General features: G+C 40.2%; 2 protein-coding genes. Both read left to right on the top strand.

The features are described 5' to 3' along the window. The first annotated feature begins 2,209 nt into the window (after positions 1-2,209). Entirely contained in the window at positions 2,210-10,108 is a 7,899-nt protein-coding gene (locus tag TERY_RS32775) for a pre-peptidase C-terminal domain-containing protein (RefSeq protein ID WP_011611522.1), read from the top strand. 653 nt (positions 10,109-10,761) lie between these two features. Then, positions 10,762-13,353 carry a pre-peptidase C-terminal domain-containing protein gene (locus tag TERY_RS08905; protein ID WP_011611521.1) on the top strand — a complete coding sequence of 864 codons (2,592 nt, stop codon included), beginning with the start codon at positions 10,762-10,764 and terminating at the stop codon, positions 13,351-13,353. Positions 13,354-13,378: the final 25 nt, after the last annotated feature.

The following is a 13,378-nucleotide window of genomic DNA, read 5'->3' as shown; positions in this document are numbered from 1 at the left end:
ACATTGAGAATATGACTCGCTCTGAACTATTCCACAGACTTAAGGTATCGCTCTTAGGAAATGATAGATCCCATGCTACCTGTCGCTAAATATGAAACATCTAGAGGAAGGAAACAAACCGTGGAGTTACCAGCAGTTGTTAATAGTATTCTCTAGAGTCGTCGTAGTGGTTGTACCTGGGAACTTTTACCCCATGATTTCCCACCGGCTTTGACTGCGTATGGTGATTTGCCGAAAATGGCAGAACTCTTGGAGTCTGGCAACTGATTCACCCTAGCCTATGAACTCATGTCCGCCAACAATAGGGACGAAACCCAGAACCAACAAGGGCAATAATTGATAGGCTATCAGTGAAAACAACGGAGATAGGAGAACCAGAGCGGGGCTTTGATGGAGGCAAAAAAGTCAAAGGTCGGAAACGCTATATCCTAGTATAAACATTGGGGTTGGTATTAGTGGTGCTAGTTCATGTTGCTAATATATCAGATGTCACACCTGGGAAGATGTTGCTAGCAGAATATAGCCTGTCAGTTCCAAGCCTACAAAAGCTTTGGGCTGAATGAGGCTATAAAAGCCAGGGGTTACAGCAAGTCACGAATGGATGGGAGCTTCACCAGGAGGTGCTTGAAGGTTCTCAAAAAAAATTTGAGGTTGAACCTTGAGGTTGGGTGGTGGAGAGAAATTTAGGTAGGCTTTGACCCCACAAACGACTCAGTAAAGATTAGGAGGGTTTACCGGAAGTAAGTGAATACGTTATTTATATAGCCATGATTTCACTGATGTTAAATCGTCTTGTCGCTTAAGGTTTTATTTACAGATATCTTCTAAAGGTTTATCTAAAAATTCGGATAATACTGATAAAGTAATCAATACCAAGTTAGAACCCGAAACTTATTTTGCCATAGTTAATGGTGCTCCTGGCAATACCTACTATGACTTACAACTCTCTGCAACTTCACTAGTTGAAAGTACAGGCAATGATTTCAAAGCTGCTAAAGATATTGATAATTTAACAAACTTTAATCAGACTGAGTGGGTAGGTAGTTTTGACGAAGACGATTTTTACAGGTTTATGTTACCAACTAAAAGTACAGTTGACCTCAGTTTGACAATATGAATGGCAATGATAATTTGAACTTTTACAAGGATAGTGAGTTATATATAGATGGATCTTTTGCTAGAGGTAATGCCAATGAAAAAATTAGTTGTAATGAACGAACCTGGAACTTACTTCATTCATATTAAATCCGCCGATATTGGTGTGAATTATGATTTTGCAGCATCGACCATATCGTTAAAAGCCTCGCTTTTCTAGGGTTATTTTTTTACTTGTTTTTTTTGAATACATGATGCTAGTTTCAGAAGTCTTGATAACTGATAACTGAAATGAGCACCCCTAGTGGGGGAAGTAATATCTGAATGAGTTTTTCAGAGGGAAAATTTTTAGTAAACATGATTTACCAATATCTACGCCCTAAATATGTAGTGTTATATCTGTTGTTGCTACTATAAATAATTTGATATTATATACGAGTATCATTTTTAAGCTAATTAGTCAATAGTTTTCAAGGAAAACCTAACATAAAGAAATCATTTATTTTTCTGTTATTTTTCTGTGTAGTGATCGCTATTCTTCCTATTACTTACGTGTTTTTACTTACTTTCTAAATGTGTAGTGCTATATCTGTTCTTGTTGCTATAAAAATTTGATATTATATATGACTATCATTTTTTATACATTATTTTTGAGATAATTAGTCAATATTTTTTGAAGAAAACCTAACAACAATAAACAAATAATTAATTTTTTTCTGTGGAGCGATCGCTATTCTTCCTATTACTTACGTGTTTTTACTCACTTTCTAAATGTGTAGTGCTATATCTGTTCTTGTTGCTAGAAATAATTTGAAAATTATAGATAAATATCATTTTTGAGATAATTAGTCAATATTTTTTTAGAAAAACCTAACAGAAACAAACAAATAATTAATTTTTTTTTCTGTGGAGCGATCGCTATTAAATTAAGTGTTAGTATTAAAAAATATCTAAATAACATAATATAGCAACATAAATTATAATTAGGATGACGACAAATGAAAAAACGTAATTTAGGGATTATTTTTAATCTCCTTAGTTGGGGGGTAGAGTAGGCTTACTTTTGAGCTGTCTGTGGTACTATATATATGCATAGATAAATCATATAATTCTTATGAGAGAAGAAGTAATAGGATTAGAACCATCACAAAACATACTAGGATTTGAATTAGAATCAAAACATCAGTCTGTTAATATGATGTTCCCAGTTTATTCTGTGCAGGAACCTGATGTGCTGGAACAAGTACCTATGGACGAGGTAGACAACCAACTGCCACAAATTATAGTGCCCAGTAAAATCATCAATTCGTCTCAGCTAGACCTAACAACTGTTGCTTCAACACCAGAGGACATTGATGGTAAAGATCCTCTCACTGGTCTTACAACAGAGGAAGCCAATATTCCCCCAGAAAAAAATGCATATACTATAAAGCAGAGAAAAGCTAGAAAGAAAGACCCAGGCAATAATGTGAAAACAGCTCTAAACTTAGGGCGGGTGGGAGACGACGTCATAACATACAATGATAATATAGGTATGAAATCTGGTAAGGCCAGAGACAAAAATGACTACTACAAATTTAACCTAAAAGGTAAAGAGAATGATGTCAGCATAGTAGTAGATGGCCTGAAAGATAACGCTAACCTAGAATTACGGAATAAAAATGGTAAGTCTGTTTTATTTAACTCCACACAAAAAGGTAAGAAACCAGAAACCATTGAGCAAGAATTAGCTCAAGGTACTTATTTCTTGCGGGTTTACCCCAAAGGGAACGCGAAAACTAAATATGAGCTCAGTATTAGTGCGGAAGAAATACTCCAAGACCCCGATAGCAAATCACCTGGAGCCACTAATTTAGGGCCATTAGGTAAGAAGAAAAAAGTAATTACGGACGAGATAGGTTTTAAGGAAAAAGGCACTCGGGATAATAGGGACTTCTATAAATTTACCTTAACCGAAAAGTTAAATAATCTAAATATTGTTTTGGATGGTCTCAAGGACGATGCTAATATCCAACTTTTAGATGAAGATGGCAAAACAATTATCGACCAGTCAAGAAGCAAGGGCAAGAAGAAAGAAATAATTGACCAAATTTTAGAAGGGGGTACTTATTACCTGAAAGTTACTCCAACCGGAAATGCTAGGACTAAATATCGGCTAAGTTTGGATGGGGATAAAATTGACGACCCAGATGGTACTCGAACACGGGCAGAGAATTTGGGAACTCTTGGTAATAAACCGATAAAAAAACGAGACGAAATAGGTTTTGAGGTAGGTGGAAAGCGAGACCAAAAAGATTATTATCAATTTAATTTGAATAGGGATAGTGAGGTAAATTTTTCCCTGGATGGTCTCAACCAAAATGTAGATTTGAAGTTGTTGGGCAGTAAAGGAAATTTGCTTTACAGTTCTACTAATAAGGGCAAAGAAGTAGAAAAAATTAGCACTATTTTAGATAAGGGTAAATATTATGCCTTGGTTGAGCCAATGGGTAGCGATCGCTCAGAATATACCTTATCTATAGATGGGGATAGTAAAATTCAAGACCCCGATGCTAAATTACCGGGGAAAAATCTGGGTAAATTAAAGGGAAAAACTATTTCTCGAATTGACGATATTGGTTTAAAGAAAAAAGGTTTTTTAGATACGAGTGACTTCTGGAGAATTGAGTTAACAAAGGAAACAGACTTAACTATTACTTTAGACAGGTTGAGTCAAAATGCGGATTTAGAATTATACGACAAAGATGGAACTACTCTGATTTATAGTTCAAAAGAAAAGGGCAAAAAACCAGAAGAAATTAGCAGTATCTTGGATAAAGGTATCTACTACATTAAGGTAAAATCTAAGGGTGGTAGCAGTAGCAAATATAAATTGAGCGTAACTGGCAATACGCAAATAGGAGAAAAAGATGATGCTTTGCCGGGGACGAATTTGGGAGAATTGGGAAATCAAAAGATTGTTAAAAAGGACGAAATTGGTTTTGAATCTTCCCAAAATATCCGGGATGTTGGGGATTTCTATAATTTCAGTTTAGCAGAACAAAGGGGGGTTAATATTACTCTAGATGGTTTAACCGGTGATGCTAATTTATTCTTGGTAGGAAATGATGGGGGAGAAATAGAAGTTTCTAACAATAAAGGTAAGAGAAATGAAATTATCAACGAGATTTTGCAGCCAGGAAATTATTATATTGGTGTGAAACCAAATGGGGGAAAGGTTAAGACTAATTACAATTTAGAAGTAACAACTAATCTTCAGAAGGATGATTTTAATAATCGTCAGAATGCCCAGCAATTAGGGACTCTTAATTTGCAAGACCAGGTGACACAAAACAATAGGGTAGGGTTCAAAGAAGGTAGCCTTATAGACCAAGCAGATTTCTACAGTTTTAAACTGACTGAAACCAGTGATGTTAATTTGTCTTTGGATGGCCTGGATGGAGATGCAAATTTGTTATTGCTGGATAATAAGAACACCCTTGATGAATCTACTGCCAAAGGTCTCAAAGCTGAAAATATTAAGAAAAAGTTAGAAGCAGGGACTTATTATGCGGCAATTTTCCCGGTTTCTGGAGCTAAAACTGATTACGAATTAACTCTGGGGGTAACACAGAAAACTGTAGATTTGTCTAGTTTGAAGTTTGAAGCCCTGGATGTGCAAGATGGATTAAAAGCCGGGGAGAGACTTAAGGTTAATTACCAGGTTAATAACATCGGTAATACTAAGGCAGATGCTTTTGAGGTTGGATTTTATTTGTCCAAAGATGAGGGTATAGACAAGGGAGATTTCCTCTTGGGGACTGCCAAGGTTAAGTCTCTTTCCGGTGATAAGAATACCAAGAAGTTGGCGAAGCAATTGACTCTGCCAGAGTCCGGGGACAATTTCTGGCAGGGCTCTGGAGACTACTATCTGGGTATGATGGTGGATGTTCAGGACGCTATTGTCGAAAATAACGAACTGAATAATACCGGCAGTCAGAGAGTGGGTGTTGATCTTTCCAGCGATTTGATTGTTAGCGGTTTTGATGTGCAGGAAAAAACTGTTAACCCCGGACAAAAGTTTAATGCCAAAGTCACTTTGAATAATGCTGGTGGTAAGCTTGATGATTTCCGGGTGGGATTTTATGTGTCAGAGGATAATGAAATTACTACCAGTGATGAGTTACTCGGTTCTAAGATGGTCACATCTTTGGGGGGTAAGAAGAGTACTACCATCAACAAGCAGTTGACTTTACCAGTGGCCAGCGTCAGTGGAGTTAAGAAATATTTTATTGGGGCGATCGCTGACGACCAAGATGTATTGAGGGAAGTCAACGAGACTAACAATGTTAGCAAAGAAAAAGTCTCCCTGAGTCCTGTACCCCAGGACAATGCGGGCAACAAACTAAATAAAGGGCGAAAAGTTGGTGTCCTTGGTAATAAAACTCAGAAGTTCTCAGACTGGGTGGGTGATTTCTATGGCGTCTCGGAAGATACCCACGACTACTACAAGATAGAACTTGATGACAGAAGTCGTCTCAATTTAAATCTCAAGGGTTTGAGCGCTAATGCCAACCTCTACTTGTACGACAGCGATGGAGATTTGCTACAAAAGTCTGAGGAGTCGGAGAATAAAGAGGAAGCAATTGATATAAAATTATTACCTGGTACTTATTATGGTTTAGTTTGGAAGGATGACGGAGGCAACACCAACTATGACTTGGAAATGTCAGCATTGCCACTAGAATATCCAGTGCCGCAAATTACGGGCTGGAACCGCAATACTGCCCTGAATATTGGTGCGGTCAGTGCTACTCCCATAGCAAAAACTGAATATGTGGGTAACCCCCACGGGTTTGTAGATGACCTGAATGATTTCTATAAGTTTCAGGTAGAGGGTAGCGGTAGCCAGGTTCAAATTGATTTGACGGGGTTGAACAAGAATGCCGATCTATATCTTTATAACAGCGAAAGCAGTAGTAGTATCGCCAGGTCGGAGACGCTGCAAAAAGCTGATGAAAGTATTGTCAAAAATTTGAGTCCAGGAACTTATTTTATTGAGGTTCAAAGCATTAACAACGCTAAAACTAACTACAATTTACAGGTGGTGGGAACTCCACTGCCAGATAATGGTGCTGGAGAAAATCCTGACCAAGCACTAGATTTAGGGACCTTAGGAGAAACAATAGTTAATGATTGGGTGGGAGATATTGATGGCACTGACTACTATATGTTCGCTGTAAGTGAAAATAGTACAGTTGATATGAGTTTGACGGGAATGAGTGGCAATGCTAATCTGAAACTGTTCGATAATAAGGAAAAAAGTCTGTCCTCTTCTTCACAAGAGGGTAATGCCGATGATGGGATAGCTATTAACTTAACTCCCAGTAACTATTTCGTTGAAGTAGAGCGTTACAGTGGAGTCGTAGGTACCCCCTACAATTTCCAAATATCAGCTACTTCCCGGGCAGAAGATTTGGTCGGCAACGACTTGGAGACAGCAAAAGATATTGGAGCTTTAACAACTTTCAACCAGACTGAATGGGTAGGTAGCTTCGATGTCAGTGATTACTACAAGTTTAGTCTGGCTGAGGATAGTGAGGTTGACCTCAATCTAACAGGAATGAATAGCAACGGCCAACTTTATCTTTACGACAGTGAGGGAGAAGTACTGACAAGTTCCAGAAATGACAGCAATACGGATGAAGCTATTATCACTAACTTGAACCCGGGTACATATTATGTTGGGGTCTGGCGCTATAAATTATATAGCCGGGAAGCAACTAGCGTTAACTACAATTTAACGGCATCGGCAACCACTATTCCTGACTCTGGAGGAAACACCCGAGAAACAGCAGGGGATATAGGTGATATATCTACTCCTAAGACGCTTAGTAATTGGGTAGGGAATGTCGACCCCAATGACTACTATAAATTCACCTTGACTCAAGATAGCGATGTTAGTCTCAATCTAACAGGGATGGATGATAATGGTCAACTTTATCTTTACGACAGTGAGGGAGAAGTACTGACAAGTTCCATAAATGACAGCAATACGGATGAAGCTATTATCACTAACTTGAACCCGGGTACATATTATGTCAGGGTCTGGCGCTATAAATCATATAGCCGGGAAGCAACTAGCGTTAACTATAATTTAACGGCATCGGCAACCACTATTCCTGACTCTGGAGGAGACACCCTAGAAACAGCAGGGGATATGGGTGATATATCTACTCCTAAGACGCTTAGTAATTGGGTAGGTAGTGCCGATCCCAACGATTACTATAAATTCACGTTGACTGAGGATAGTAACGTCAATCTCAATCTAACAGGAATGGATGACAATGGTCAACTTTATCTTTATGACAGTGAGGGAGAAGTACTGACAAGTTCCATAAATGACAGCAATACGGATGAAGCTATTATCACTAACTTGAACCCGGGTATATATTATGTCAGGATCTTGCGCTATAAATCATATAGCCGGGAAGCAACTAGCGTCAACTACAATTTGACGGCATCGGCAACCACTCTTCCCAACTCTGCGGGTGATGATTTTGAAACGGCAAGGGATTTAGGCATGGTCAGCGCCGCTCAAACTATCAGGGACTGGGTTGGCGACCTCCAATATGATGATTACTACAAATTCAGCGTTGCCGCCAATAGCTCTATTAACCTCAAGCTTGCAGGTTTAACCGCGAATACCGGCCTATACTTGTACGATAGCAAGGAGAAACTAATAGGGAGTTCCGACAACGATAGTAACGCTGATGAATCTATTGTCTATAATTTGGCAAGTGGTAATACCTATTATGTTAAAGTTGAGGGACGTTCTCCTTATTATGGTGGGGACAACACCTATTATAACCTTGAACTCTCGGCCACTCCCCTGACCTACTCGCCAGATAATATCGTCGGCAACACCGAAGCTCAAACTAAGAATATTGGTGCTTTGGGTGCGACCCAGAGTTTCACAGATTTTGTCGGCAATCAATATGTTGATCGTGACAAGAATGACTTCTACCAGTTTGTCCTAGGAGAGACTAGCACTGTCAACCTTAATCTCGGGAGTATGACAGCAGATGCAGACCTGGTACTGCTTGATAGCGAATATTCCCAGATTACTGAATCTAGTCAGCTTACCAATGTTGACGAAGTGATTATCCGTAACTTACAGGCTGGAACTTATATCGCTGGAGTCAAGAGTATAGAGAATGGGAATACCGGTTATAATTTGCAATTGTCCGCAACAGCCCACCCAGATGGTGCCGGAGATACTGTTGGAACAGCCCGACTAATTGGCACTTTAGCAGGGCCTCAAACCTTTAACGACTGGATCGGGAATGTTGATGAAAAGGATTACTATCAGTTTGTCATAGATGCTGTTAGCACTGTCAACATTAACCTGGGAGGAATGACTGGCAATGGTAATATTGGACTGTATGATATTGAGGAAAGTCCTCTGCTCTATTCCCAAAATACTGAGAATGCTGATGATGTAATTGTTGCTGATTTAAATCCCGGAACTTACTACGTCCAAGTTTGGAATGATAGGGGTAACTTTGGTACTAACTACAGTTTGCAACTGTCTCCCACAGTCCGGGTGGATAATGCTGGTGGTGCTGACTCGCCTCTAGATTTGGGAGCGCTGACTACTATTAATGCTACTAACTGGGTATCCCCAGGAATAGATGAAGAAGACTATTATAAGTTTTCTGTAGGTGAGAATAGTGCAGTTAGTTTGAACTTAACTGGTTTGACAGATGCTATCAATTTCAATCTTTATAACAGCGCCATGGAGGAAATTGCTTCAGCTCCTAATGACGAGAATACTGAGACGGCGATCGCTAAAAATCTAACCCCAGGTAATTACTTGGTTGAGATAAGCAACTTCTGGGGCAACGGAACTGAATACAATTTCGTCGCTACTGCAACTCCTATTTCTGATAATGCCGGAAATGATTTTGATGTAGCGCGGAATATCGGTGCAGTCAGCGCAACTCAAGCCTTTAGTGACTGGGTAGGAAGAATAGATCGTAATGACTACTACAAGTTTGATATCCCCCAAAACAGCGAAGTAACCATTAATCTGACAGGTTTAGCAAGCGACGCCGACCTCTACTTGTACGATAGCCAAGAAAACGAGATAGTTAGTTCTACTAATGATGACACCAATAACGAATTAATTACGGAAAAACTACCATCGGGTACTTATTACGCTTTAGTATGGCAGTCAAGTGGTCACACTAACTACAACCTAGATTTTTCGGCCACTCCCCTGACCTACTCGGCACCTAATATAGTGGGCAATACGGAAGCTCAAACTAAGAATATTGGTGCTTTGGGTGAGGCCCAGACCTTTACTGATTTTGTCGGCATCTCCCAGAATATCGACAGTGACAAGGAAGATTTCTACCAATTTACCCTCGCGGAGGATAGTACTGTCAGCCTCAGTCTCAATGGTTTGAGTGCCAATGCGGATCTAACCTTACGCAATAACGAATACTACTGGTTAGATGATTCTACAAACTTCTTGAATGCTTCGGAAAATATTACTCGCAACCTGGTAGCAGGGACTTATATTGTTGAGGTCGAAAGCATCGGCGATGCTAGTACTGGTTATAATTTACAACTATCGGCAGTAGCACATCCAGATGCTGCGGGGAATACATTCGATACCTCAAAGCCAGTGGAAAATCTAGCAGAAGTTCAAACCTTTAATGACTGGGTAAGTAATATTGACGAGAATGACTACTATAAGTTTAATCTTAGTGAAAAACGGACTGTTAATATTGAGCTATCTGGTTTGAGTGACGAGGCTTCCTTGTATCTCTATAACTCCTCTGGGGACACTTTTAGTTACGATGCTAATGGGCATTATCAGGGTAGTTCCTATGTTTGGAAAATTAACTCTGGTGAGATGGGTTCTATTTCTCGGTTGTTAAATTCTGGGAACTATTTTGTCGGAGTGTTTTACGAGAGTTATAATGGTTTGGGTACTAATTACAGTTTGAGTATGTCTGCTACTTAATATGTTTTTCTAGATGGAGATTTTGGGACATTATGTCATCAAAAAAAATTTTGAGAAAAAATGTTGCTTTTTCAGATAGTAGTGGTATAATAGTATCACTGAAAAATATTTCAGTTCAACTTAGTTTAGTTTTTTGATATATCTTCTAATCTGAATGCATTTGGCCATAAGTTGGGGATAATTATTAATAAACTATGGTTTATCTAAATGTTGTCAAAAAGCCTGCGCTCTCCTGATAAGGTAGTGTCGGGATGAATGCCAAAGTTACCATGACTTAAGCTTGGTATAAACAACAAAAACGAGTAGGTTACAAACAAACCTTACCTTTTTGGCTGCGGGGCTGGCAGTGTCAGTGTGGGTCAGCTTTTTTATAACTGAAGAGAGTAAATCTCTAAAGACGGTTGCTATGAATTAGAAAGACCCTAACAGCGATTTTAGAGAATCCTTTGCTGTCTCGTAAGAGCAGCACTGGGATGATTTTAAAATACGATAGTGACTCAAATAATTAAGAAATGCAGGCCGGCAAGGCCTATCAATATCTGTGGATAAGTAACCACCGATGGTCTAAATGGAGGCAGGAAGTAAAAATTAGATTGTCACCTTATGTGACGTTGTGACGTTTTGTATCAGTTTTATATAGCAAAAAAATAATTATGGCTAACGACACCAGAGCAGATGCGTTAGACCTGGGAGTCATCGAACTAGAACCGACTGTAACGAACGATCAGATCGGTTTTAGAGTAGATGGTAAACGGGAGCGCAACGACTTCTACAAATTTAAGCTCGACGAGGAAAGCGACTTTAATCTAACCCTAGACAAGTTAGATAAGAATGCTAATGTCCAAATATTAGATAGTGATGGCTCAGTATTATTCAAGTCGACAAAACCTGGTAAACAACGAGAAGTTATTGATGCGGAATTAGATGCAGGAGAATATTTTGTCCGCGTCTTACCAAAAGGCATGGCACAAACAGATTATAGGTTGAGTCTTAATGCTGATCCAATAACTGACGATGAGCTTCCTGGTGTCTCCCTAGGAGTCCTGGATAGTGAAGAAGAGGTTACGTTTACCGATGAAATTGGTTTTGCCAAGGGAGGCCAAAGGGACAAAAACGATTACTTCAACTTTACCTTAGATCAGGATAGTGATGTCAGCCTCACTCTAGACCAGCTAAAAAAGAATGCCAACGTCCAAATTTGGGACGATAAAGGGAAGACCTTGTTGCTGCAATCTCGAAATAAGGGACGCCAGGAAGAAACGATTAACGCTATCTTGGAAAAAGGGGATTATCTGGTGCGGGTCTTCCCTCAGGGTAGGGCTAGAACTTCCTACCGCTTGGGGTTGAGCGCCGACGAAATATTGCCACCGGAAAAGCTTCCGGGCACTGATGTTGGGGACCTTCTAGCTTCAGAAGAACCACACTTTGCTATTGAAGATATCGGCTTTGGTCGCGGTCGGCAGCGCAACACAAAGGATTATTACACTTTTGAGTTGAGTCAAGAAGCTTCCTTTTATGCAGAACTAGATCAACTACAGCGGAACGCTGATATCTATTTATACGAATATGATCCTGATGAACCAGAAGAACTAGGTTCCCGGTTGAATAAGTCTACCCGCAAAGGCAGAAGACCAGATACCATCAGCGAATTTTTACCTGAAGGACACTATGCCCTAGAGGTACGCCCTAGAGGTGCGGCTAAGACCGACTACCGACTGGAATTGGACGCCAGGATCAATGTAGATGATTTCCCCGCTCCAGAAATGGCGAAGGACTTGGGGGAGTTGGTACCTACACCCACTAATGAGACGGGTAATAATGTGGGGCTATTGACAGACGATCGATTCCGAGACCAAGCGGACTGGTTTAAGTTCACCCTCAGCGCTGAGAAAAATGTCGATTTAACCTTAGATGAACTGCGGGTAAATGCGGCAGATGCCGAAATTTATGATGCCGATGGCACTACACGGCTCTACAAATCAAAAAATAAAGGTAAGCAACGGGAAACTATTAACGAAAACCTAGATGCCGGTACCTATTATGTAAAGGTAGTCGCTAGGGGTAGTAGTAATACCAACTATCGCCTGAGTCTGAGCGCGGATGAACCCATCTCACCAACAGATACCTTTCCTTTGGGAACTCTGGAGTCTCCCACAGAATATAGCAATAACGACAAAATAGGTGGAGAAGGCGGCGGGGTACGCAACTCACAGGACGAATATACTTTTACTATCAACGAGTTAACTGAGTTTAATGCCACTCTAGACCAAATCAAGCGAAATGTTGACCTAGAGCTTTATAAGGGCTCCATGCTGGTGGACAGCTCCAAGGAAAAGAGAAATAATCCAGAAATAATTGATCAAGTCTTAGAGCCAGGGGATTACACTTTGCGAGTGATGCCAATGGGCAATGCTGAGACTACCTACCGTCTGGGTATAGACACTGAAGTAGTCGCCGAGGGAGATGAAACTTTTGAGGTCGGTTCTTTACTTGATCTGAACAATAACGAGTACAAAAAGAAAGGAAGAATTGGGGATTTCCAGAATGGTTCTCGGAACCTCAACGACTTCTACAACTTAACCTTAGATAACAACAGCAACTTCATGCTCACCCTAGACGAAATGACGCGGGATGCTAATGTGATGGTGTTGGATAGCGAAGGTGATATGGTCCTTAGTGGCTTTAACCCTGAGAATGCTCCAGAAATTTTGAGTGACACTTTGGATGCTGGGGACTACACAGTGCAAGTCTTCCCGGTGGGCAATGCTAAAACTAGCTATTTCCTGAAAATGAACGCCGACCCGCTTCCTGATCCTCCTGATGACATGGATGACGGGGATGATGATGACATGGGAGATGATGGTGATGAAACGGAAGTAGATCCCATTACGGGAGACCCAGATGGCACCCCGGAGGATGCTACAGATTTGGGAAGTGATCTGCTTACTCAAAGTGGTAAAATAGGTTTTATGGAAGACGGAGTAGATGACGTCAATGACTACTATAAATTTACTCTCGACGCAAACGATGACATCCGGATAATTTTGTCCGGCCTGACCCAAAATGCTGACTTAACTCTCTTGGGTAGTGACGGCGAAACCGAAATCTTTACCGAAATCTTTAAGTCTTCTAATCCCGGTACGAATACCGAAAGGATCAATGCCACTTTAGAAGCGGGGGATTATTACCTGCAAGTTGAGGCTGTCGGTGATGCCCAAAGTGACTATACAATTAATTTTTTCTAAACTCATTTTGTAGTAAGCGCTTTAG

Source organism: Trichodesmium erythraeum IMS101 (assembly GCF_000014265.1).
GTDB lineage: Bacteria > Cyanobacteriota > Cyanobacteriia > Cyanobacteriales > Microcoleaceae > Trichodesmium > Trichodesmium erythraeum.
Note: the sequence above shows the minus strand (reverse complement) of the source record. Positions and strands in the feature narration are given on the sequence as shown.

Excerpts from the sequence above, each read along its gene's own strand:
- TERY_RS32775 (WP_011611522.1), top strand. The coding sequence starts at position 2,210 with ATGAGAGAAGAAGTAATAGGATTAGAACCATCACAAAACATACTAGGA.
- TERY_RS08905 (WP_011611521.1), top strand. The coding sequence starts at position 10,762 with ATGGCTAACGACACCAGAGCAGATGCGTTAGACCTGGGAGTCATCGAA.